Source organism: Halorussus lipolyticus (genome assembly GCF_029338375.1).
GTDB classification, from domain to species: Archaea; Halobacteriota; Halobacteria; order Halobacteriales; family Haladaptataceae; genus Halorussus; species Halorussus lipolyticus.
The window spans coordinates 1,246,005-1,269,159 of sequence record NZ_CP119804.1; the positions used below are offsets into that span (position 1 = coordinate 1,246,005).

Below are 23,155 nucleotides of genomic sequence, written 5' to 3' on the forward strand. Positions count from 1 at the left end.
GAGCCGAGCGGCGTCGAACCCGGTAGAACCGCGTTTCAGTACCGGTCGCCGTGGCGGCTATCGAGTCCGTGCGTCTCCTCGCTCCGACCGCCGGACTGCTGTCTCTGCGACCGACCGCCAGATTGGCGGCCTCGCTGACCGTTCGCGTAGCGGTTGCGCTGGGACTGCTGGCGTTCGTCGCGTTGTTGGGGCGTGCCGGACGGTCCGGTCGGGACTTGTTCGCTCCGAGACTGCCCGGACTGCTCGGTCATCTGGTGCGACTCCTCCAGTCGCTCGGAGTAGGCCGGTTGGCCGGTCGGCTGTTGGTGGGGTTGCTTCTGCGTCGTCTGCCGGTCCGATAGCTGGTGTGTCTGTTGCCCGGACTGCTGTTGGGTCTGCTGTCCGGTCTGGCGTCGAGACTGCCCCGAGGACTGGTGGGACTGCTGTGGCGAGGGCCGTTGCTGTGGCGGTTCGGCGTCGTAGTCCTGTCGGGACTGACCCCGGTCGGACTGGGCGTGTCCGGACTGCGAGCGGCCGGAGTGCGACGACTGTCCACCGCGCTGGCTGAACTGACCGCCCTGCTGGTCGAACTGCCCGCCTCGCTGGCCCGACTGGCGCTCGTCGGCCGAGAACTGCTCGCCGCCGTGGGGTCGCTCGGCGTGGCTCGACTCGTGGCGAGGTTCGCCGCCGAATCGGAGGCTGTGGCGGCTTCCCTCCGTCGTCTGGGACCCCTGCGAGGACCGACTCTGCGAGGATTGTTGGTCCTGCTGGCGGCCCTGCGGCATTTGCTGGCCCTGCTGGCGGCCCTGCGACTGTCGGGGCTGGTATCGGCGCGAGGTCTGGCGGGACTGGTACCGACCCTGCGACTGTGAACCTCGTTGGCCCTGCGAGTTCCGTCCTCGTCCGGCGGAGCCACTCGTCTGTCGCTCCCGCGGCACGTGGTCGCCCTCGTGTCGGCCCCCGCCGCCGAACCGGAAACTCGCCTGCTGGCTCCGGTCGGACTGCGCGCCGGTCGGAACGACCGCTTCTCCGCCCCGCATTCGCTCTTTGACCTCTCGCTCGACCTGTTCCGGACTCCGGTCGTCGCCCCGTCGGGTCTCGCGTCGGTCCCGTCGCTGACTCTCCTCCGCTCGGTTCCCCCGTCGCTGGTCGCCGCGCCCGCGCTCCTCGTAGTTTCGCGTCTCGCGGCCTCCCTGTCGGTAGTGGTCGTCGTTGGACATCAGTAATCTCCCCGCCAAACGTTCGGACCGCGAGACTCTTATCCGTGCTGGCTAGGCGAGACCGGCGACGGCGCTAGAGAAACATTGTTATTTCTTTTGGACATCTATTCATTTCTATAAGATAATTTTCCATTTCCATCTGCAGGCTGATACCTTCGCTTCGAACGGTAACTCGCTTCGCTGGGCGAAACCTCGGTCGCGTGACTGCGACCCGGCCGAGGACCTCCGAAACCACGCTCTCCGGGTTCGCAGTCGGACGTGGACGGTGGCCGACGAAGCCAACCCCGCGAAGACAGGACTTAACGCCGTCGCCGTCGAATCCCCGGCCATGATACCCTCCGAGCGAATGGCGCAGGTGGACGCGAACGCCGCCGGTCTCGGCGTGCCCCGGAAGCAGTTGATGGAGTCGTCGGGCAACGCGGTGGCCCGCGAGGTCCGGGCGGTCGCCGACGCCGGCGCGCGAGTGGCAATCGTCGCCGGGCGGGGCAACAACGGCGGTGACGCCTTCGTCGCGGCCAGATTCTTGAACGACTACGAGATTTCGGTGGTCCTCCTCGGCCGGGCCGAGACTATCTCGACCGACATCGCCCGCGAGAACTGGGACGCGCTCGAACAGGCCGACTACGAAACCGAGGAGGTCGCCGATTCCCGCGACTTCGACCCCCCCGAGTGCGAAGTCGTCGTGGACGCCATGCTCGGAACCGGCGTGACCGGCGCGCTCCGGGAACCCGAGGCCACCGCCGCCGAGCAAATCAACCAGCACGACGCAACCGTGATTGCGGTAGACGTGCCCTCCGGCGTCGATGCGAACACCGGGGACGCCGAGGGAACCGCGGTCCAAGCCGACCGCGTGGTCACCTTCCACGACGAGAAACCCGGCCTCGACTCGCTGGACGCCGAGGTCACTGTCGCCGACATCGGCATCCCCGCCTCAGCCGAGGAGTTCGTCGGTCCCGGCGACATGCTCCCCGTCAGAGAAGGCCCGGAAGCCGAGGACGCCCGCGCCTACGTCGTCGGCGGCGGCCCCTACACCGGTGCCCCGGCGCTCGCGGCGCAGGCCGCGCTCCGGGCCGGTGCGAACCTCTCGTTCGTCGCCGCGCCGGGTCCCGTCGCGCCCCAGATTCAGGGCTACGCCGAGGACCTCATCGTCCAAGCCTACGAGGGCGAGTATCTCCGCCCCGACCACGTACCGGACCTCGTGGACACCGCCGAGAGCTACGACGACGTGGTGGTCCTCGGGCCGGGACTGGGCAACGCCGACGAGACCTTGGAGGCCGCGAAACAGTTCCTCTCGGAGTTCTCCGGCCGGGCGGTCGTGGACGCCGATGCCCTCCCCGTGGTTCCAGAGGTCGATACAAACGCGACGCTGGTCTGCACCCCCAACCGGAAGGAACTCGCCGAGATGGGCGGCCCGGAAATCGAGAGCGCCGACGGTCTCCGGGACCGCGCCGACGAAATCGAGGCCTTCGCCGACGACCTCGGCCACGTCGTGCTGGCGAAAGCGAAAGACGACGTAATCACCGACGGCGAGCGCACTCGGGTCTCACGCGCCGGAACGCAGGGCATGACCGTCGGCGGCACGGGCGACACTCTCGCCGGAACCGTCGCCGGACTCCTCGCAAACCACGACCCCTTCCAGTCGGCCTGCATGGGGGCCTACGCCAACGGTCGCGCTGGCGAACTGATAGACGAGGAGGACCCACGCCACGGCGGCCTGCTGGCTTCTGACCTGCTCGACGTTCTTCCCCGCGCTATCTGGGGTGACGACGATGAGTGACGAAAGCGATTCGCCAGAAGCGCATCGAGACGGAGGCGGTGAAACCGCCGACGAGACCGATTTGACCCACACCGACGACGAGGGCGAGGTCCAGATGGTTGACGTGGGCGACAAACCCGACACCGCCCGGCGGGCGGTCGCCGAGGGCGAAATCCACCTCCAGTCCTCGACCATCGACGCCATCGAGAACAACGAGGTCAGCAAGGGCGACGTGCTGGCCACGGCCCGCGTCGGCGCGGTGCAGGCGGTCAAACACACGTGGGAGACGATTCCGATGTGCCACCAGATTCCCATCACCAACGTCGAGACCGACTTCGACCTGCGCGACGATTGCGTCGTCCTCGAAGTCGCGGTCGAAACCACCGGCAAGACCGGGTGCGAGATGGAGGCCCTCGAAGGCGTCACCACCGGCCTGAACGTGGTCTGGGACATGGTGAAAGCCGCAGAAAAGAGCGCGGACTCGTCCGCGAACCGGAGCGGCGAAGCCGCGGAGGACGCTGGAGGCCAGTACCCCGACACCGCGATTCGGAACGTCCGAGTGGTCGAGAAGAGAAAGACAGAACTGTAGACGCCTCACCTCGACTCGTCGGCGTCGTCCGAGTTCCCGTCTCGCTCGCCTTCGTCTCGGTCGAGCATCACGTCTTCTTCGAGCGTGACCAGAAAGTCCGGCGGGGTGTTCTCGGTCCGGCGTCGCCACCGGCGCACGTCGTACCAGTAGCCGACGCTCGCCAGCGCGAACAGGCCGACGATGACCACGGCCGTCCCTATCGGACCGATTCGGTCGAACGGCGACACGCCGAACTGGACCAATCCCACGAGGACAGCCGAAATCGCGGTCAGCGCCAGATACACCCGGTACCACGGGAGTTCGGTCCGCGGGTCGTTGGCCAGAAACACCGCGAGTTCGGGGTCCTCGACGTGACCCGTCGCTACTCGTCGGTCGTCGTCGTAGGTGACGAGACCCCGCTCGGCCAGATACGGCAGGTGGGTCCGGCACAGCGACGAGCGAACCGACTCGACGCGGTGTCTGGCGATCTCCTCGGGCGTCGTCCCGGCCTCCCACGCCGCCACCTGCTCGGCGAGGTCTTCGAGCGTGACGGGACCGGACGACTCGTGCAGGTAGTAGAGCGCGTAGCGCCGACGCCGGTTCAGCACGACGCCCGCGACGAATCGGTCGCGGGAGCGAGTGGCGGCGCTCCGAGTCGGCGTCCGGTTTCGTTCGGAGTCCATCGAGTAGGTTGTCGTCACATGCTGGGGGCGGCGGACGTTTTGTTATTGGCTCGTCTCTCGCCGGTGTTCGTGACAACCGGAACGTCGCCTGAATTAGGCAGAGGGGTCCGGACCGATAACGAACGTTTTGCGCAGAATAACGACGATTACGCCGGCTACGCCGAGGGCGCGCTCGCCAACTCTCCGGCCTTGGCGCGGGACTGCTCGACGATGGCGGGCCGGGCCTCGAAGTCCACGACCACCTCGTCGTCGGCGTAGGTCACGTCGTTGACTCGGGCGTGGTCGTGGACCCACGAGACCACGCTCATCGTGTCCTCGGTCATCGGGAGGACCAACTTCTCGCGCTCCCAGTCGGGGAGTTCGTCGTCGATGCGCGTCCGGAGACCGTCGAGATTGAGTTGTTCCTTACCCGAGACGGCGATGGGGTTAGGCGCGAGCGCCGACAGGGCTTCTGCCTTCTCGGCGAGTTCGTCGTCGCTCACGGCGTCGATTTTGTTCAGGACCGTCACGATTGGGGCCTCGTTTCGCTCGTAGAGGGTGTCGTGACTGGTGATGAGTTTCTCGCGTATCTCCTCGATTGGCTCGCTCACGTCCACCACGAGCAAAACGAGGTCGGCGTAGTACACCGCGTCGAGGGTGGACTTGAACGACTCGACCAGCCAGTGGGGCAGGTCGCTGATGAACCCCACCGTGTCGGTCAACAGCACGTCCCGGCGCTCCATGTCCATCTTCCGGGTGGTGGTGCCGAGCGTCGTAAAGAGGCGGTCCTGCGCTTCCGCCGTGGTGTCCAAGTCGGGATGCAGTTCCTCGTTCTCGCCGAGTTCGAGGTCTGCGGCGAGGCTCTGCATCAGCGTGGACTTGCCGGCGTTGGTGTAGCCAGCCATCGCCACGAGGTCGAATCCGGACTCCCTGCGCCTGTCCCGGCGGTCGGCCTCGGTCCGGGCGATGGAGTCGAGTTCGTCCTTGATGCGGGAAATCTGGTCTTTGATGTCCTGCTCTCTGCTCTCGTCGTACTCGCCAAGCCCCATGAAACCGGGGCGCTCGTCGCGCTTGGCGAGACTGGTCTTGGCCTCGGCCCGCGGGAGTTCGTACCTGAGTTCGGCCAACTCGACCTGCAGTTGGGCCTTCCGGGTCTGTGCGCGCTGGCCGAAGATTTCGAGGATGAGCCTGAACCGGTCGATGACCTTGGCGTCCTCGGGGAACTTCTGACCGAGGTTGTAGGTCTGGTACGGTCCCAGTTCGTTGTCGAAGATGACGACCTCTGCACCGGTCTCGGCGACTGCAACCCCGATTTCGTCTGCCTTCCCCTCCCCGACCTGTAGCGCGGGGTCCTCCGTTCTTGACTGGGTGAACTCCCCGGCTATCTCGTAGCCCGCGGCGCGGGCCAAGTCGCGTATCTCCTCGGTGTCTGGCGTGCCTGAATCGACTCGCTTGACGATTATCGCTTTCATAGGAACAGTTTTCTGGCGGCGTAAGCGGCGTGGTGTGCGGCCTGAACGGTCTTGCGTTCGGCTATACTCTCGACGTACTTGAAACTCGGGCCGAGGAACTGCTCGACGCGAACTTCCGGCTCCTCGTAGAACTCGCCGCGTTCGGCGACGACCGGTCCCTCGGGCGGTGCGGGCAGTTCGTCCACCGCATCGCTGATGACGCGGGCGGCGTTCTCGAACGTCGGTTGGCCGTCGCTGGTGGCGAAACCCATCCCCTTGATATTTCGAAGCCGCGACGTGCCGACGCTGGCGTGAACCGCCGCAGACACCATGAGGTACTCGCCGGACTCCTCGTGGCGGCCGCTGATGTCCACGCCGACGACGCTGGCCTCGCTGGCGCTAGCCTCGCCGGGCCTTCACCTCGATTGTCCCAGCCGCGGTACGCATATCCTCGGATACGTCCCCAACCCTTTTCAATCATACGTCGCGATGACTCGCCGGAATCGTCCGTCTGCGGAGGTGATTCCGGCGTCGGTTTTCAGGCCGAAGGTGTGTTACCACAAAGGGTTTAAACTATCAATGAGGGAGTTGAGACTATGCAACTCGGCATTGACCCCCAGCAACTCGGACTCGAATTCGGGTCCGGGGCCGTCGTCGGCGGCATCATCGGGTTCGCGGCGAAGAAAATCGCCAAACTCCTCGCCATCATCGTGGGTCTCGAACTGGCGCTGTTCAAGTTCCTCGAATCGCGAGGCATCCTCTCGGTCGATTGGAACCGACTCAGCGCGGGCGTTCTGGAGGCCGGTGAGGTCGCCCAGAGCGGTGCCCCGCCGTCGTGGGTCACGACCATCCTCTCGACGCTCTCGGTCGGCGCTGGCTTCACCGGCGGTTTCATGCTCGGTTTCCGGAAGGGATAGTTTCGAAGCCTCCCCGCTTTTCGCCGTCGCGCTTCGTCTCCGCACTTTTTCCGAGGTCCTGCTTGCCCACAGCGACCGCTGAACGTTCCTCTCCCCGAGAAACAAATATCTTTCCTAGAACAATCTATGTATTTCTTAGAGTTGGGCAGAGAAGGCCCACGGACCGCGCGTCTACCGCATGCTGATGTCGTCTTCGTCCTTGATGATGCGAGTCTCGGCCTCGCCGCTGGTGTGTTCGTTCACGAGGTCGTAGAACTCGTTTTGCATCCCGGCGGGGAAGGTCAGCACGCCGACCCACCCGCCGTCGTTCTGCCACTCCTCGCGTTCAAGTTCGCCGAACTGGCGAATCTTGGCCTGCGCGCTCCCGGCGTAGTCGGCGGGGACCTGCACCGCGACTGTAACCTCGTCGAACCGGATGGGGATGACCGGCCGGAGCGCGTCTAAGGCCTCGTCAACCTGCGTCTCGACGGGTTCCATCGGGTCCACCCGGAAGTCGGTCTCCTCCAGCGCGCTTTCGATGCGCTCGGGCGGATGGGGCGCGTTGTCCATCTGGGGGTTGACCGCGTTGCGCGTGATGCGGTTGACCAACTGCTTGTGCTTCTGTTCCTGCATCTCTCGGCGCTGTTCGGCCGTAATCTGAATCTCCCCGTCTTTGATGACTTGGGGAATGATTTCGAGGGGGTCGGTCGTGCCGAAGACCTCCTCTAAGGCCGTCTCGGCCGGTCGGTCGCCGCGACTCGCGTTCTCGAATACGTCCTCGGCGGCGATGACGTCCTCTAACTCGCCCTCGAACTCGCCGCGCTTGATTTCGAGCGCGGCGTCCGGGTCTACCAGCACCTCGAACCGCTCGCCGTGAGATTCGAGGCGGGCAGTCACCGCCTCCTCGAGTGGTATCATACGCTACGGTAGTGGCCCCCGTCTAAAATAAGCTTGCGTCCGTCGAGTCCAGCTAAGCCGCGGAAGCCGCGACGATGATTTCGAAAGCCCTCGCGCGGTTCGCCGCCGGAAGACATTCCTGCTCGGCCTTCGGCCTGCGCGGGCTGTGACTTCCGAGGTCTCGTTCGCTTCGCTCACGAGACGGCCGCTCAGCGACATATCCTCGGAGTCCACCAAGGATAGGTCTGCACCACCGAGCGACGCATGTGGTTGGAGAGGAATTGCACGTAGTCACTAGCCGCGTCACAGTAGTTTCTCGCCGCTCTGTCGCTCCACGATGAGCAGGACGGCGAGGCCCATGATGAGGAGCGTGTAGGCGACCGACGCCAACAGCGCGGCGCGCTCGGACCCGTACTCGCCGGTCCGGAAGATGATTGCTTTCCGGACCATGGCGATGACGCCGGTGTAGATGACCAACCGGACGATGCGGCGGGTCTCGCTCTCTTGGGTGTAGGCCACCACGGTCTGGTAGACCTCCACGATGATGAACAGCAACAGCGCGGTGTCGATGAAGCTCACGACGACGAGCGGATCGGTGATGTTTCCCCTGAGGGCGCTTTGGAGAATCTGCAACCCGAGGTCGAAGACCCCGATGGCGAACAACAGCACCAGCACCAGCGCCGCGACGACCTCGACGTACCGAATCAGCGATTCGCTGACCCCGAGGAGTCGCTCTGGGAACGTGTCGGAGGACGAAACCTCCTCCGCGGTGCCCTGTCTTTCGGCGTCCTCCTCGTCGGTAGCCATACACGTGACAAGGACTACAGGACAAAGAAGCTAGGTCTCGTCGGAGAGGCGAGAAGCCTTACTCCCGATGTAGAACCAGAACCTGCCGCGAGCGACGCCGACAGTGGTTACAGCGGTCGCCGCGAAGACACAGCAGAGTACGTGTTCTATTCTCCCCGTTTTAGCTACTGGTCTATGAGGCACTGTCTAGTTAAGCAATTCTGGCGTAGACATCGGGTACAGTGCCTCTTCGGCGATTACTTGATGAGGGGGGCTTGATGATAGCCTGTCGAGGGGTTCGGGAAGACTGGTGAATTCACGACTCTCATGGCTTATCGATCCTTCGTCTCATCAAGCAAACACGGACTCCGCATCAACGGAGGCTGATTCACCGAACTACTGTCTGCCGGTTTCGCTTATCTAGACAGTGCCGTCTATGATAATCATTCATATAATTAATTTAATCTAGAAAGAATTTATTTGCCAACAATACCAAGACCGGAATGCAATGTCCGAAACCCGACGCTCCCTGCTGAAGAAAGGTATCGCCGCGACGACTGTCACCGGTTTCAGTCTGGCCGCCACGAGTGGTTCGGCGTCGGCCACGACCGAAGACACGACCGTCGAGATAACGCCCCAGTCCACCTCCACGGGAATCCAGTATTACGAGGTCCAGTTTACCGGTGCGACCTCCGTCAGCGGAAAAGACGGCACGCTCGAACCGAACCAAGGCGACAATCTGACCACGGAGGACGGAGAAGCCATCCTCTCCGGGAACGTCGAAGACGGGGTTGACAACCTTGACGCAGTTACGACCGACGCTGACCCGAGTGACATCGAAATCAACCGCGCAGACAACATCGTCGTCTACGTTGACGGCACTGCTATTTACCCCTGAAAGAGTACCAACAATCCTTCTCTCGAAGAACACCCACCGGTCTCCGACTAATCAGTCCCTCAAATTTTCACAAAAAGCTCGTCAGCCCCCCGACAGCGTAGTCACTCGTCTTCCGGCGCGAACTTGACCAGCGTCAACTCCCGGTCAAGCATGCAGTAGTCGTGGGGAGGGTCGCCCAGAATCTCGGCTATCTGGTAGTCCTCGTCGAAGTCCGCGCCCGCCGGTTCGCAGAACTCGTGGCTCGGGCACTCGGTGTGCGGACACGGCCCGGACAGACTCGCCTTGCTCCCGGCGTAGGCGTTCTTCGCCGGGACGTTGGCTTTGACGCCGACGGGTTCGACTTCGACCGCCGTGACGCCGGTATCGTGTACCCCGCACTCCAGCGTCTGGGCACCCTCGCGCACGTCGTTGACGCGGTAGCGCACCCCCTCCGAGAGGTTGAGACACTGGTCGCGGTACGGACATCCCTCGCAGGCGGCGGCCTCGCCCCGGTAGACGAACTCTTGGCCGTCCTCGGCGAGGCGGGTTCCGATGAGGGTTATGGATGACATAGCGGGGCATATGCGGGCCTCCGGGTTAAGGGTCTCGTCACGCCGGACTGAGAGGACGGCGTTTGGGAAATTATCGGCTACGTCATCCGAATGCAGACCACAGAACAGAGCGTGGCGTGTCGTCTGAAGCTCCCCCGCCCGGTCGGCCGGGCCTCTGCTGTCGGCTGGTCAACCGAGTGCATCCCGTGATTTGGTCCCTCGAGCCCCCTGCCGCCGAAATCAGCTCTCGCCGTCGTCGCCGGTCAACTCGTCCAGTTCGTCCAGATACTCGTCGCGGGGCACCTGATACGCGCCGCGGTAGTCGAGGACCCCCCGAGCGAACTCGTCGGCGAGGTCTCGGGCACCCTCCAGCGCCTCCTCGCGGGTGTCGAAGGTCCGGGGGTTCGTGGCCTCGACTTCGGGTTCCAGAAAGAATTCCACTCGCCAGACCTCGGTCGGATTGAGTTCGGTCTCGGCGGCCGGGCGGTTCGGTGCCCCCGCCGCGACGTAGAGCGTGGGCAGGCAGGCCGGGGGAAACTGTTCGGTGTCGAAGACGTCCGGGCGGTAGGCCAGCACCTGTCGCCCGCCGGGTTCGTCGTTCCAGACGGTCCAACCCTCGGGCAAGTCGCGTTCGGTCACGCCCGGCGATTGGGGCCTGCCGGGTAAGGACTTGCCGGTCGCGGGCGAGAGAGGCCGCCCGATTCGACTCGTATTTAAACGTGGGATATGGTATCGTTTGCCAGTGAAAGACGCGCGCGACCGACTCCCGTCGCCGAGTATAGTCGTGGCCGACCCGGCGGATTAATTTAGGTACTGATTACCATGGTATGCGCCAACAATTATATATCGCTTCATCCCATCCATTAAATAGTATCGGTGGTAGCGACCCACGCGGTACAGACTAACATACCAAACCCCGTTCACGACCGTCCGAACTTGTCGCCCTCCGACGTCTCGTCGCCGTGAATGGAGTGTGGGGATGGCACGCACATGACCGGCCAGCAAGGACGGGTCTCGCTCGCCAGCGAGACCGAATGTTCCGGGATGGGGAAGCCCCGGCGCGAGCGCCGGGGTTGTGACGAGTTGTCACTTGCCATATGGGCCGATAAACATTTGTGCGTGTCTACCTACCACATATTCCGACCGCGAAGTGCCGAACCACCGGTCAGCCGTTCGCCTCTCTCGCCTCTCCCAACAAGCGTGATACGATGACAGAAACACTGGAAGAACTCAGCCAGCGTTACCAAGAATCGATGCCCGAAGACCTCCGCGAGACCAAATCCTTCGACAGGTATTTAGAGGAGGTCTACGACGACCCGAAGATAACCAGAAACGCCCACCAGCGGGTGGCCGACATGTTCGACTACTACGGCACCGAGTACGACGAGGAGGCCGGGGTAGTCGAGTACCTGCTGGCCTCGGAGGACCCCCTCCACGACGGGGAGAACACCTTCTACGGCCACGAGATTCACCGGGCAATCCACGAGTTCGTCAACAAGGTCAAGTCCGGCGCGCGAGGCCTCGGCCCGGAGAAGCGTATCAAGTTGCTCCTCGGGCCGGTCGGGTCCGGCAAGTCCGACTTCGACCGGCAGGTCCGGACCTACTTCGAGGACTACACCCTCAGCGACGAGGGGCGGATGTACACCTACAGGTGGACCAACCTCTGCGACGTGATTCACGACCAAGACCCCGCAGACGACACGGTTCGGTCGCCGATGAATCAGGACCCCCTCGTCCTGCTCCCCCTCGAACAGCGCCAGCGCGTCATCGACGACCTGAACGAGAACTTGGACGCGCCCTACACCATCCAGAACGAGCAGAGCTTAGACCCCGCGTCGGCGTTCTACATGGACGAACTGCTGGCGTACTACGACGACGACATCCAGCAGGTGCTGGAGAACCACGTCGAGGTCATCCGACTGACCGCCGACGAGAACAAGCGCCAAGCGGTCGAGACCTTCGAACCCAAGGACAAGAAGAATCAGGACGAGACCGAGTTGACCGGCGACGTGAACTACTCGAAAATCGCCATCTACGGCGAGTCCGACCCCAGAGCCTTCGACTACTCGGGGGCGTTCTGTAACGCCAACCGGGGCATCTTCTCGGGCGAGGAACTGCTGAAACTCCAGCGCGAGTTCCTCTACGACTTCCTCCACGCGACGCAGGAACAGACCATCAAGCCAAAGAACAACCCTCGAATCGACATCGACCAAGTCATCGTCGGCCGGACTAACATGCCCGAGTACCGGGACAAGAAGGGCGACGAGAAGATGGAGGCGTTCAACGACCGGACCAAGCGCATCGACTTCCCCTACGTCCTCGAATACGACGAGGAGTCCGAAATCTACCGGAAGATGCTGTTCAACGCCGACGTGCCCGACGTTCACATCGAACCCCACACCCTCGAAATGGCGGGCCTGTTCGGCGTCCTGACTCGCATCGAAGAACCCGACAGCGAGATGGTGGACCTGATGCAGAAGGTCAAGGCCTACAACGGCGAAATCAAGGACGGCGAGGACGTGGACGTGAAGAAACTCCGCGAGGAGGGCGAGGAGTCCGCCGACATCGGCGAGGGCATGGAGGGCGTTTCCGCCCGGTTCATCGGCGACGAAATCGCCGAGGCCATCATGAACTCGACCCACCGAGACCGCGGCTTCCTCAGTCCCCTCTCGGTGTTCAACCACTTCGAGGAGAACCTCGAAAACCACGGTTCCATCCCCGAGGAGAACTTCGAGACCTACTACCGCTACCTCGAGATGGTCCGCGAGGAGTACAAAGACCGCGCCATCGAGGACGTGCGCCACGCGCTGGCCTACGACATCGAGGAAATCCAGCGACAGGGCGAGAAGTACATGGACCACGTGATGGCGTACATCGACGACGATACGGTCGAGGACGAACTCACCGGCAGAGAGCAGGAACCCGACGAGAGTTTCCTCCGGGCGGTCGAGGAGAAACTCGACATCCCCCGCGACCGGAAGGACGACTTCCGCCAAGAGGTCTCGAACTGGGTGTCTCGCCGCGCCCGCGAGGGGTCGCCCTTCGACCCGCAGGACAACGACCGCCTGCGCAGAGCCCTCGAACGCAAACTGTGGGAGGACAAGAAGCACAACATCAACTTCTCGGCGCTGGTGTCGTCCAACGAGATGGACGACGACGAGCAGAACGCGTGGGTCGAGGCCCTCATCGACCAAGGCTACTCCCGCGAGGGCGCGAAGGAGGTGCTGGAGTTCGCCGGCGCAGAGGTCGCCCGAGCGGAGATGGAGGACTAACCGTGGCGACCGGCCACGACGACCGGACCGGCCGCGACGAGCGAACCGGGCGCGAGGACGAGGGACTGGACCCCGACGAGGCCCCCGACGGACAGGCGTTCATCGAGGCCGCCGACCGGGAACTCCGGGAGACCTACGAGGAGCCAAAGCGTCTCGAGGAGTTCGTGGACGAGGCCTTCCGGAACCCGACCGTCGCGGCCCACGCCAGCAAGTACCTGCTGGAAGCCATCGAGTCGATGGGCACCCGGACCGTCATCGAGGAGGGCGAGGAGAAACAGCGCTACCTGTTCTTCGACGACCCCGCCAACGACGGCGAACACGCGATACTGGGCAACACCGAAGTCCTGAACGCCTTCGTGGACGACCTGCGGTCCATCGCGGCCGAGCGAGGCAAGGCCGAGAAAATCATCTGGTTCGACGGCCCGACCGCGACCGGCAAGTCCGAGTTGAAGCGGTGTCTGGTCAACGGCCTTCGGGAGTTCTCGAAGACCGAGGCGGGCAGGCGCTACACCATCGAGTGGAACATCGCCAGCGCCACCGACGCCCGAGGACTGAGTTACGGCGAGGAGCGCGCCGCGGCGGACGAGGAAAACTGGTTTCAGAGTCCGGTGCAGGCCAATCCCCTGACGGTGTTCCCCGGAGAGGTCCGCGAGCGAATCCTCGGCCAAATCAACGAGGGGGTCGCCGACCACATCGACGTGAAGGTCGATAGTGCGCTCGACCCCTTCAGCAGGGAAGCCTACGACTACCTCGAAGAACAGTACCGCCGGACCGGCGAGGACGACCTGTTTTCGGCCATCACCGACGAGAACCACCTCCGGGTCAAGAACTACGTCGTGGACATCGGTCGGGGCATCGGCGTCCTCCACTCCGAGGACTCCGGTCCGCCCAAGGAGCGACTCGTCGGGTCGTGGATGCGAGGCATGTTGCAGGAGTTGGATTCGCGCGGTCGGAAGAATCCCCAAGCGTTCAGCTACGACGGCGTGCTGTCCCAAGGCAACGGCCTGCTGACCATCGTGGAGGACGCGGCCCAGCACGCCGACCTGCTCCAGAAGCTCCTGAACGTCCCCGACGAGAAGACGGTCAAGTTGGACAAGGGCATCCAGATGGACATCGACACCCAACTGCTCATCATCTCCAACCCGGACTTGGAGGCCCAACTGAACCAGCACGCCGAGGCCGGGGGCGCAGACCCCCTCAAGGCGCTCAAGCGCCGACTCGACCGGCGGCGGTTCAAGTACCTGACCAACCTGAGTCTGGAGGCCGAACTCATCCGCCGGGAGTTGACCAACGAAACCGACGTCTGGAAGGCCGACAGCTACGACGAACTCGAAAACCTCATCCGGGAACCGCTCTCGGTCAGCGTCCGGAAGGACGAGGAGGGCGCAGGTGTCGGCGAACGCGAGTTGGCCCCCCACGCAATCGAGGCCGCGGCGCTCTACAGCGTCGTGACCCGCCTCGACGGCGAGGACGTGCCCGCCGGTCTCGACTTGGTTGACAAGGCCAAGTTGTTCGACCGGGGCTACCTGCTGGACGGCGACGACCGACTCGACAAGGACGACTTCGAGTTCAGCGACGACCCCGACGACGGCGAGCAGGGCATCCCCGTGACCTATACGAGGGACGTGATTGCGGACCTCCTCAATGACGAGAGCGACCGCCACCACGCCGAGTTCCCGGTCGAGGAGGTCATCATGCCCCGCGACATCCTCAACGCGATGGCCGAGGACCTGACCGGCGCACCGGTGTTCTCGACCGCCGAGCGCACCGAGTACGAGAACCGCCTCGTGCCGGTGAAAAACCACATCTTCCAGCAACAGGAGGAGGACGTGCTGGACGCCATAATGGCCGACAAGCGGGTGGACGAGGAAACGGTCGAGGAGTACATCGAACACGTCTATGCGTGGGCCACCGACGAGCAGGTTGAGAACGACCGGGGCGAGCGCGTCGAACCGGACGCGCTGAAGATGAAGGTGTTCGAGACCGACCACCTCGGGCGGTTCTCGCCGGAGAGCTACGGCCCGGCCCACGAACCCTCGCCTGCGGTCGAGGAGTTCCGGCGAAACAAGGTCATCACGGCGCTCAATCGCCACGCGTGGGAGAACCGAGACGAGGACTTCGCGGTCACGGACATCGACCCCAAGGAGATTCCCATCATCAAGACGGTGTTGGCGAACTACGACTGGGACGACGTGCGTCGGGTCTACGAGGACTTCGACCCCAACCAGTGGGCCGACCCGCCGAGCAATACGGAGACGGCTAAGGTGAAGGCAGAGACGGTTAAAAACATGGTGGAGATGTTCGGCTACACCGAGGCGTCGGCCGAACTGACCAGCCAGCACGTCATGGGGCAGGTGAGTTACAAATGGGACTGAGCGGGGCGAGTCGGCGGGCGGAGCGAACTGAGGTGATTCACGAATGGGACTGAGAGAGGACTTAGAGCGGTATCGTGAGGTCGGCGAAGCCAAGCGCCAAGACCTCGCCGACTTCATCCAGTACGGCGACCTCGGCCAGAGCCTCCCCGACGAAATCAACATCCCCATCAAAATCGTGGACCTGCCGGAGTTCGCCTACGACCAGCGCGACAAGGGCGGCATCGGGCAGGGCGACCCCGACGTGGGCGACCCGGTGGGCGAGCCACAGCCACAACCCGGCGACGGCGACGAGGAGGGCGACCCCGGCGACGAGTCGGGCGACCACGACTACTACGAGATGGACCCCGAGGAGTTCGCCGAGGAGCTAGACGACGAGTTAGGCCTCGATTTGGAACCGAAGGGCAAGGAGGTCATCGAGGAGAAGGAAGGCGACTTCACCGACATGACCCGGACCGGCCCGGACTCCACCCTCGATTTCGAACGGATGTTCAAGGAGGGCCTGAAGCGAAAGCTGGCGATGGACTTCGACCCCGACTTCCTGAAGGAGGTCCTGAAAATCGACGGGTGGGGGCCGGACAAGACGTTCTCGTGGGCAAGAGAAAACTCTATCAACGTCTCGAAACATTGGCTCGAAGAGGCCTATAGCCAGATTCCGGACGACGAGCGGACCACCTACGACTCCATCGAGGAGGTCGAGGAGAACGTCATGCGTCGGAGTACCGCCCAGAAAATCAAAGAGGAGGGCATCACGCACGTCCCCTTCCGGAAGGAGGACGAACGCTATCGCTACCCCGAAATCATCGAGGAGCGCGAGAAGAACGTCGTGGTCGTCAACATCCGGGACGTGTCCGGGTCGATGCGCGAGAAGAAGCGCGAGTTGGTCGAACGCACGTTCACGCCGCTGGACTGGTACCTGACCGGCAAGTACGACAACGCCGAGTTCGTCTACATCGCCCACGACGCCGAGGCGTGGGAAGTCGAGCGCGACGAGTTCTTCGGGATTCGGTCGGGCGGCGGGACCAAAATCTCGTCGGCCTACGAAGTCGCGGACGCGATTCTGGACGAGCGCTACCCGTGGACCGACTGGAACCGGTACGTCTTCGCCGCCGGCGACAGCGAAAACTCCCGGAACGACACCAGCGAGAACGTCATCCCGATGATGGAGGAGATTCCGGCGAACCTCCACGCCTACGTCGAGACCCAACCCGACGGGAAGGCTATCAACGCGACCCACGCCGAGGAGGTAGAGGACTACTTCGGCGAGTCGTCAGAGGTGGCCGTGAGCTACGTCAACAGCCCCGAGGACGTGACCGACGCCATCTACGAAATCCTCAGTACGGAGGCCGAATCATGAGAGAGCGACCCCGAACCAAGCAGGCGGCGGAACCGCTACAGGAACCGGCCGACGAGGCCCGGAATCTGGCCCACAAACTCGGGTTGGCCCCCTACGACGTGAACTACTGGGTGGTCGATTACGACGAGATGAACGAACTCATCGCCTACAACGGGTTCCAAGAGCGATACCCTCACTGGCGGTGGGGGATGCAGTACGACCGCCAGCAAAAGCAGGGCCAGTACACCGGCGGGAAGGCCTTCGAAATCGTCATCAACGACGACCCCTCCCACGCCTTCTTGCAGGAGTCCAACGCCATCGCCGACCAGAAAGCGGTCATCACCCACGTCGAGGCCCACAGCGACTTCTTCGCCAAGAACCGGTGGTACCGGATGTTCGCCGACGAGTTGGACGCCGCGGCGATGCTCGAACGCCACGCCCGGCGCATCGAGGAGTACATGGCCGACTCTGACATCGACCGCGAGGAGGTCGAACAGTGGATAGACAGCGTGCTGTGTCTCGAAGACAACATCGACCAGCACGAACCGTTCAAGCGCCAGTACGACCAGCGCAGTGGTGACGACGAGGAAATCGAGGACGACGAATTAGCCCAGAAACTGGACGAGATGGACCTCTCAGAGGAGGTCAAGCGCCAAGTCTTCGACGAGGAGTGGATGGACGAGCAGGCCGACGCCGGCGAGTTGGAAGAACCCGAGATGGACGTGCTGGCCTTCCTCCGGGACCACGGCAAGGCCTACGACGCCGAGACCGAGAAGGCCGACGAGATGACCGAGTGGCAGACCGAAGTCTTAGAGATGCTCCGGGCCGAATCGTACTACTTCGCGGCCCAGAAGCTCACGAAGGTCATGAACGAGGGGTGGGCCGCCTACTGGGAGTCGATGATGATGGGCGAGGAGGCCTTCGCCGGGGACGACGAGTTTCTGAGTTACGCCGACCACCAAGCGCGGGTCCTCAACTCGCCCGGTCTCAACCCCTACCAACTCGGTAAAGAGCTGTGGGAGTACATCGAGAACACCGAGAACCGCCGGGAGGTCTGCCGAAAGCTCCTGCGCGTCGAGGGCATCACGTGGCGCAACTTCCACGACACCGTGGATTTCGAGCAGGTGCAGGACCTCCTCGCGCCGGACCCGCGAATCGACAGCATCGACCCGGAGAATCTGGACGAGTTGGAGGCGCTGGCACCCGAGAAGGTGGACGAGGAGGCCCTCGACGCCGCGAAGGAGGGCGTCATCGACCTCGAAACCTACCCGTGGAAGGTCCTGACCTACCGGGGCCTCGCAGAACGACACTTCTCGCTGTGCAAGCGCCAGAACCGCGGGTTCCTCCGGTCGGTCTCTCAGCAGGACTTGGAGCAGTTCGCGCGCTACATCGTTGACGACGCCCGGTTCTCCTCGGTCGAGGAGGCCATCGCGGACGTGGACTACGCCACCGGGTGGGACAAGATGCGCGAGGTCCGGGCGAGCAACAACGACGTGACCTTCCTCGATAGCTATCTCACCCAAGAGTTCGTCAACGACAACCAGTACTTCACCTACGAGTTCAGTCAGACCACGGGCGACTACCGGGTCGCCAGCACCGACTACGAGGACGTCAAGAAGAAGCTGATGCTCCAATTCACCAACTTCGGCAAGCCCACCATCGCGGTGTACGACGGCAACTACAACAACCGCAACGAACTGCTGTTGGGCCACCACTACAACGGCGTGATGCTCGACATCGAGCAAGCCAAGCGGACCCTCGAACGAGTGTTCGACCTCTGGGGTCGCCCGGTGAATCTCAAGACCATCGTGAAGGAGGTGGACGACCGGGACGCCGAAATCGCCAGACGCCGGGACCGCGAACCCGAACCCGAGGAGGTCGGCAAACTCCTGCGCTACGACGGCGAGAAGTTCACGATGGAGGACTTGGACTGGAACGAAGTCGAGGACATCGCGGCGACCGAAGTGGACTACGACACCAAGCCCGACGACTGGCTTGCGTGACGGGAATGGTGTCGGCGCTCAGAGCGATACGGCTTCTTTTCCGGCGAGGGTCTCGGGCACGGCGAGTCGATAGATAGTGACTGCACCCGAACTCGTCGTAATACGAACCGTGGCCTCTTGGCCCGGATAGAACCCGCCCGGCGGGTCGGTGTCACCTTTGTAGGCGTCGTCGTTCTGCCCGTCCGAAATCGCTTCTGCGTCGATAGCGACCCTGAGTCGGTCACTCTTTTCGTCGAGGAGCGCGGGGTCGTCGTCGGTGAGACTCACCGCCGAGAAGCGCGTCGTGTTGGCGGCTATCTTCGCGGGGTTCTCCTCGCCCTCGAAGGGGTCCCGCCACGTGAGGTGTTGGGTCCGGTTCGGTCCGTTCCACGTAATCGTCGCCGAGCGCATGTCGATGTCGCCGGACCCGGCGCTCGGAGTCACGATAAGGACGAGGTGGTCGATGACCTCGCCGCCCTCCAGATAGTTCGGGTCGGGAATAAAGAGGTCCTCGAAGCCAACCTCGGCGTAGGCGCTCACCACAGTAATCCGGTTTGACACCTGCGCACTACTCTCTTGCCCGGTCTGTTCGGATTTTGTCTGGAGAACTCCGGCCGTGTTGATGAGAACTCCGGCCGCAATTGCCGCGACGAGAACCATCGCAATGAACACGATGAGGGTCCCGATACCGACTTGGGCGCGGTACCGGCCCCGACCGACTAAATCCATACTATCACGTTAGGGATACGTAACTAAAAGTTATTTGTCTGCTATTCGGAAAGTGTGCGGCCCGGTGCTGGTCACACGGTCGTTTTCCACGAACACCTGCTCTCTCGAATATCGGCCGCCACAGACCACGAGTCGGCGTCAACAGACTTCTGCTAGCCAATTACCCCAAACAGCAGACTGAGAGACGAGCGACAGCGAACGAGAGGACTACCGTTCGCTCACGACGTGTCGGAGACCGAACAGCGTCAGAAGCGCGAGGACTGACGCCATCGGGGTGAATCCCGGAACCGACCCGTCGGTCCCTGAAGTATCGTCCGCCGAGCGAGTCTCGTCCGCCATCGCTTGCTCGCTCTCCTGACCGCAGTCCGTGACCACCGTGTCGCCGTCTCGGACGGAACTCTCACCCGAGACAGCGAACTCCAGTTGGACGGAGTCCCCACTGGTCGTCCGAACCTCGAAGGTGTACTCGCCGTCGTCCGAAAGTTCGACCGTCCGGGATTCGCCCGGTCCCACTGTCACCGCGTCGGCGACACCGCCGACCGAGTACACGAGCGGAATCGCCGTGGGGTTGTTCAGCACTGCCTGCGGTTGCCCGTCTCGACACGCAATCTCGGCGCTCGCGGTCACGTCCTCGGGGGACACGTCCTCGATTCCGAACCGGAGTACCTTCCGGTCTCCCTCGTGGCCGTGCGGTTCGACGTACCGAACTTCACCGCTCGGACCGCTCGCGGCCATCTCGACTCGGTAGTTCTCACGGGTCAGGTTCTGGTTGTACTGATTTTCGAGGGTCCATCCCGGCATCTCTCTGCTCTCGGCCATCGGCTTCCCGAGGTCCGTCCGATACAGGGTCGCTTGCCCCAGATACGTCCCGTTCAGGTCTCTGACGTGGACCTCCTCGGGTCGAGCCACGCCCTCCGCTTCCGACTGTCTCTCGACCGTCGTGTACAGGAGTACGCCGTCCGTCTGAATCATCGACCCGACGGCCAGATTGCGACCGGAGGAGTCGCCTTCGAACTCGAACCACTCGTGGTCGGTCGGCCGAGCGAAGTGGCTCGTCTTGTAGAGGTACGAGGTGTTCGTCTCCCCTCGAATCAGCACCGTCAGTTGGAAGCTTCCCGGCGGTCCCATCGATTCGATAGTGTACATCAGGTAGCGCAGTTTGTCGGGTAGCTCCTTGGCCCTCTCGTAGGCCGTCACGACGCGCTCCGGCGGGTCGAACGTCGTCGCGGTCTCGCCGGTCGTCGTGTTGACGAACACGCGGGTCGGTGCCGGGTCCACCGTGAACGAGAGATACGCCCCGCCGTCTATCTTCGCGACGCTGTCCCACTTCCACGAGTCCAACCGCGGTGGTTCCGGTCCGGAGTGGCGAGCGAGGACTTCGCCGGTCGAGTGGTTTCTGAGGACGTACTCGCCATCGACGTGTAACAGCACTCGGGACGGGCTATCGTAGAGAATATCGTCGTTGTGGTAGCTCCACCGCACGTCTCCGGTATCAGGGTTCACGATGAACTCTTGGTTGTGATTCGTCCAGAAGCGGACGTCGCCACGCATTCGCTCGGCGACGTAGCCGTCGTTCGGCGCGTCCCACGTCCACGCCGGTTCGCCGGTCGCCACGTCACGGGCGTAGAAGGTGGCCTTGCTTCCGGGCCGCGTGAGCAGTAGGTCGCCGACTCGCTCGGTGAGGACGTACTCGTTTGCGACGAACTTCGTCCACCGCTCGTTCAGGTCCGTATCCAAGGCCCCGTACCGAGACCCGTCGCCGATTTCTCCCGAACACCCGCTGGCTCCCTCGGCTTGGCAGTCGGTGTCGTCGAGGGTCTCGAAGGTTATCGTCCCGTCGGCGTAGTCCGCGCTTTCGAGTTCGTACTCGGTCTCGTACCGGGCCAGTTCCGTCGGTTCGGTCCCGACGCCGTACTTCCGGACGCCCGCTTTACTGACGACGAACACGGCGGAGTCCGTCGCAAACATCGCCTCGAACTGCGCGTCGAGTTTTCCGAGGTCGAACTGCTTCCACTCGTCGCCTCGCTTCGCCACGGCAGAAATCGTCCGCCCGTACCGGACGACCAGCGTGTCGCCGACGACCCGGCCGTCGAACCGCTCGGAACTCTCTTTGGTCCACTCGGCGTCCGCGACGGCCTCGGTAGTCACGATGTTCGTGGTGTTGTTCCCGACGAGTACGTGGATGGCGGGCTTGGTATGACCCGACGACGACGGGAAGGTCGCCCCGCCGACGAAGACGAACTCGCCCGCGGAACCGAGACGGTTCTGAATCGGGTCCGTCTCGTTCACCGTGACGTTCCAGTCGGTCTGACCCGACTCTCGAACGTCGCGGTCGGTCGCCGTCTGTACGTGGTGGCCTGCTGGCTGGCCCCCGGTGGCACCGACGGGAACAGCCATCGAGAACAGGACGACGACGGCTAAAAAGAGCGATTTTCTCATGCCGCCGTGTTGTTATGTGCATCGTAAATTGTTTTCGACTAGCATATCGGCGGGGGATTCAATGCACTAGATATGTCTTTGAGAAATATAAATGATTCTTAAGGAAATGAAATTGTGTTTATCCTACCAAGCGTACTCGTCTCGCGGGTCCACGTCGTCGCGCTCGCTGTCGTAGATTCGCTCGCCTTCCACGAAGACCTGTGTGGCGTCCGAGTCCAACTCGAACATCGGGCCGTCCCAGACCACGAGGTCCGCGTCGGTGCCCTCCTCTACGGTCCCCACGCGGTCCTCGATGCCCAGAATCTCGGCGGGGTTCCGGGTGACGGTCTTCAGCGCGGATTCTTCGGGAAGGCCCTCGCGGACCGCCAGTCCGACGCACACGTCCAGATGCTCTTGGGGCAGGACCGGCGCGTCGGTCTGGATGGCGACCTTGACGCCCGCGTCGTGGAGGATGCCCGGCGTCTCGAAGGTGATGTTGCGGAGTTCGTACTTACTGGCCGACGAAATCGTGGGACCGACTACGGCGGGCACGTCGCGTTCCACGAACTCCTCGGCCAGCACGTGGCCCTCCGTCGCGTGTTCGATGGAGAGGTTGTCGATGCCGAACTCGTCGGCGATGCGGAACACCGTGGCGATGTCGTCGGCGCGGTGGGCGTGGACCCGGAGGGGCAAGTCGCCCTCGACGACCCGCGCCAGATTCTCCATTCCCAAATCGCGCTCGAAGGGTTCGCCCTCCGACTGCTTGTGGTCTCGCTCGGCGATGTAGTCCTCAGCCTCCATCAGGGCCTGTCGGAGCGTGGCCGCCACGCCGGGCCGGGTCGAAGGTTGGCGGTCCTTCTCGTCGCCGTGGAACCGCTTGGGGTTCTCGCCGAACGCGGCCTTCATGCCGTCCTCCTGAATCAGCATTCGGTCGGCCACCTTCCCGTATGTCTTCATCGAGCAAATGATGCCGCCGACCACGTTCGCGCTCCCCATCCGGGCCGAGACGGTGGTCACGCCGCCCTGAAAGGCGTGTTTCAGTTCGTCGTCTCGGGGGTGGAACCCGTCGAGGGCGTTGACCTGCGGGGTCACGGGGTCGGAAACCTCGTTGAAGTCGCCGTCCTCGGGTTCGCCCCACTCGGCCATCCCGGCGTGGCTATGGGCGTCCACGAGGCCCGGCGTGACGTGGGCACCCTCGGCGTCGAGGACTTCGGCCTCGTCCGGTACTTCGACCACCTCGTCGTGACCGACCGCAGAAATCTCGCCGTCTTCGAAAAGTACCGTTCCGCCGTGTATCGTCCCGCGCTCCGCCACCGTGTGGACCGTCCCATTGACGATTGCTCGCATACCTCGAAGGTGAGAAAGCGTCGGCATGAGCATTTCGGTTCGAAGTACCTCCCGGT

19 protein-coding genes are annotated in these 23,155 nt (G+C 63.4%); 8 read left to right on the forward strand and 11 right to left on the reverse strand.

Features of this window, described 5'->3' with window-relative positions; genetic code table 11:
• Nucleotides 1-35 precede the first annotated feature (35 nt).
• Nucleotides 36-1,199, reverse strand: coding sequence for a hypothetical protein (locus P2T57_RS06315; RefSeq protein ID WP_276301641.1), 1,164 nt, complete (start codon nucleotides 1,197-1,199; stop codon nucleotides 36-38).
• Nucleotides 1,200-1,527: 328 nt separating this feature from the next.
• Here P2T57_RS06315 and P2T57_RS06320 point away from each other — a divergent pair, with 328 nt between their 5' ends.
• Both P2T57_RS06320 and moaC read left to right on the forward strand, forming a co-directional pair.
• A complete protein-coding gene (locus P2T57_RS06320) occupies nucleotides 1,528-2,976 on the forward strand; it encodes an NAD(P)H-hydrate epimerase (RefSeq protein ID WP_276302086.1) in 1,449 nt (482 codons plus the stop codon).
• Nucleotides 2,969-3,544: a cyclic pyranopterin monophosphate synthase MoaC gene (gene moaC, locus P2T57_RS06325; protein ID WP_276301642.1), complete on the forward strand. Its 576-nt coding sequence runs from the start codon at nucleotides 2,969-2,971 to the stop codon at nucleotides 3,542-3,544. The genes P2T57_RS06320 and moaC overlap by 8 nt, the downstream gene beginning before the upstream one ends.
• Before the next feature lie 5 nt (nucleotides 3,545-3,549).
• Here the strand turns inward: moaC and P2T57_RS06330 are convergent, their stop codons facing one another.
• The 3 genes from P2T57_RS06330 to P2T57_RS06340 all read right to left on the reverse strand — a co-directional run bounded on the left by P2T57_RS06330 (nucleotide 3,550) and on the right by P2T57_RS06340 (nucleotide 6,010).
• A complete protein-coding gene (locus tag P2T57_RS06330) occupies nucleotides 3,550-4,206 on the reverse strand; it encodes a DUF7344 domain-containing protein (protein WP_276301643.1) in 657 nt (218 codons plus the stop codon).
• 155 nt (nucleotides 4,207-4,361) lie between these two features.
• Nucleotides 4,362-5,657, reverse strand: a complete 1,296-nt coding sequence (hflX, locus tag P2T57_RS06335) for a GTPase HflX (RefSeq protein WP_276301644.1) — start codon at nucleotides 5,655-5,657, stop codon at nucleotides 4,362-4,364.
• Entirely contained in the window at nucleotides 5,654-6,010 is a 357-nt protein-coding gene (locus tag P2T57_RS06340; RefSeq protein ID WP_276301645.1) for a DUF2209 family protein, read from the reverse strand. Before P2T57_RS06340 ends, hflX begins: the two co-directional genes overlap by 4 nt.
• 222 nt (nucleotides 6,011-6,232) lie before the next feature.
• Here P2T57_RS06340 and P2T57_RS06345 point away from each other — a divergent pair, with 222 nt between their 5' ends.
• Nucleotides 6,233-6,553: an FUN14 domain-containing protein gene (locus tag P2T57_RS06345; RefSeq protein ID WP_276301646.1), complete on the forward strand. Its 321-nt coding sequence runs from the start codon at nucleotides 6,233-6,235 to the stop codon at nucleotides 6,551-6,553.
• A 171-nt stretch (nucleotides 6,554-6,724) separates the two neighbouring features.
• Here the strand turns inward: P2T57_RS06345 and P2T57_RS06350 are convergent, their stop codons facing one another.
• Complete coding sequence (locus P2T57_RS06350) at nucleotides 6,725-7,450, reverse strand: ribosome assembly factor SBDS (protein WP_276301647.1); 726 nt, start codon at nucleotides 7,448-7,450, stop codon at nucleotides 6,725-6,727.
• Nucleotides 7,451-7,732: 282 nt separating this feature from the next.
• Complete coding sequence (locus P2T57_RS06355) at nucleotides 7,733-8,236, reverse strand: phosphate-starvation-inducible PsiE family protein (RefSeq protein ID WP_276301648.1); 504 nt, start codon at nucleotides 8,234-8,236, stop codon at nucleotides 7,733-7,735.
• Nucleotides 8,237-8,723: 487 nt separating this feature from the next.
• Here P2T57_RS06355 and P2T57_RS06360 point away from each other — a divergent pair, with 487 nt between their 5' ends.
• Nucleotides 8,724-9,113: a hypothetical protein gene (locus tag P2T57_RS06360; RefSeq protein WP_276301649.1), complete on the forward strand. Its 390-nt coding sequence runs from the start codon at nucleotides 8,724-8,726 to the stop codon at nucleotides 9,111-9,113.
• 101 nt (nucleotides 9,114-9,214) lie between these two features.
• Here the strand turns inward: P2T57_RS06360 and P2T57_RS06365 are convergent, their stop codons facing one another.
• The gene (locus P2T57_RS06365) at nucleotides 9,215-9,664 is read right to left on the reverse strand and encodes a UPF0179 family protein (RefSeq protein ID WP_276301650.1); all 450 of its coding nucleotides are present in this window, start codon (nucleotides 9,662-9,664) and stop codon (nucleotides 9,215-9,217) included.
• A 219-nt stretch (nucleotides 9,665-9,883) separates the two neighbouring features.
• Nucleotides 9,884-10,282 carry a DUF5820 family protein gene (locus P2T57_RS06370; protein ID WP_276301651.1) on the reverse strand — a complete coding sequence of 133 codons (399 nt, stop codon included), beginning with the start codon at nucleotides 10,280-10,282 and terminating at the stop codon, nucleotides 9,884-9,886.
• A 569-nt stretch (nucleotides 10,283-10,851) separates the two neighbouring features.
• Between P2T57_RS06370 and P2T57_RS06375 the strand changes: the two genes are divergently transcribed.
• From P2T57_RS06375 to P2T57_RS06390, 4 genes are all read left to right on the forward strand, one after another.
• Complete coding sequence (locus P2T57_RS06375; RefSeq protein WP_276301652.1) at nucleotides 10,852-12,915, forward strand: PrkA family serine protein kinase; 2,064 nt, start codon at nucleotides 10,852-10,854, stop codon at nucleotides 12,913-12,915.
• Between the two features lie 65 nt (nucleotides 12,916-12,980).
• A complete protein-coding gene (locus P2T57_RS06380; RefSeq protein ID WP_276302087.1) occupies nucleotides 12,981-15,290 on the forward strand; it encodes a PrkA family serine protein kinase in 2,310 nt (769 codons plus the stop codon).
• A 43-nt stretch (nucleotides 15,291-15,333) separates the two neighbouring features.
• Nucleotides 15,334-16,644 carry a YeaH/YhbH family protein gene (locus P2T57_RS06385; protein ID WP_276301653.1) on the forward strand — a complete coding sequence of 437 codons (1,311 nt, stop codon included), beginning with the start codon at nucleotides 15,334-15,336 and terminating at the stop codon, nucleotides 16,642-16,644.
• On the forward strand, nucleotides 16,641-18,626 hold the full coding sequence (locus P2T57_RS06390; protein ID WP_276301654.1) for a SpoVR family protein: 1,986 nt from the start codon (nucleotides 16,641-16,643) through the stop codon (nucleotides 18,624-18,626). Before P2T57_RS06385 ends, P2T57_RS06390 begins: the two co-directional genes overlap by 4 nt.
• Nucleotides 18,627-18,644: 18 nt before the next feature.
• Here the strand turns inward: P2T57_RS06390 and P2T57_RS06395 are convergent, their stop codons facing one another.
• From P2T57_RS06395 to P2T57_RS06405, 3 genes are all read right to left on the reverse strand, one after another.
• The gene (locus P2T57_RS06395) at nucleotides 18,645-19,334 is read right to left on the reverse strand and encodes an archaellin/type IV pilin N-terminal domain-containing protein (protein WP_276301655.1); all 690 of its coding nucleotides are present in this window, start codon (nucleotides 19,332-19,334) and stop codon (nucleotides 18,645-18,647) included.
• 207 nt (nucleotides 19,335-19,541) lie between these two features.
• Nucleotides 19,542-21,773: a hypothetical protein gene (locus tag P2T57_RS06400; protein ID WP_276301656.1), complete on the reverse strand. Its 2,232-nt coding sequence runs from the start codon at nucleotides 21,771-21,773 to the stop codon at nucleotides 19,542-19,544.
• A 123-nt stretch (nucleotides 21,774-21,896) separates the two neighbouring features.
• Nucleotides 21,897-23,099, reverse strand: coding sequence for an amidohydrolase (locus tag P2T57_RS06405; protein ID WP_276301657.1), 1,203 nt, complete (start codon nucleotides 23,097-23,099; stop codon nucleotides 21,897-21,899).
• Nucleotides 23,100-23,155: the final 56 nt, after the last annotated feature.